1 protein-coding gene is annotated in these 381 nt (G+C 49.3%); it reads left to right on the top strand.

The window, feature by feature from the left end; genetic code table 11:
- Positions 1–381, top strand: a 381-nt coding sequence (locus CWC18_RS21210) for a hypothetical protein (RefSeq protein WP_171041199.1), incomplete at both ends; no start/stop codon positions are given.

Below are 381 nucleotides of genomic sequence, written 5' to 3'. Positions count from 1 at the left end.
TTCCGAAGGGGAAGTAGCCACTATAGGTAATACTGCTGCGAGCAAAATTGCCCTACCCAGCGCTGCCAGTCAGGAAAAAGAGCAATATGGCCGTATTGTTGAAGACAGCGGGCAGTGGTCTCTGGAAAGTTACTGCGCTGAACTGTTTACCCTTAATCATGCCGAAGAACCTTTGCCCAGAGGGGGAAAAAAAGATCTGCAGGATGGGGATCTCATCAGTTGCAAAGGTTATCAGCTGATGTTCAGTAATTTTTCACCCTGGAAGTCTGAGTCGTTTGCGGAGACTGAACCTCAATCAATGGAACCTCTGGGTTGTCTTGAAACGCTGGTGTCAGACCATCTTATTGCCAGTCAGACGGCCGATCTGCTGGACGACCCCTT

Origin of the sequence: Pseudoalteromonas aurantia (assembly GCF_005886875.1) — a bacterium.
In the GTDB taxonomy this organism is placed as follows: domain Bacteria; phylum Pseudomonadota; class Gammaproteobacteria; order Enterobacterales; family Alteromonadaceae; genus Pseudoalteromonas; species Pseudoalteromonas aurantia_A.
The sequence above is the reverse complement of the archived record's forward strand: the minus strand, read 5'-3'. Positions and strand labels throughout refer to the sequence as shown.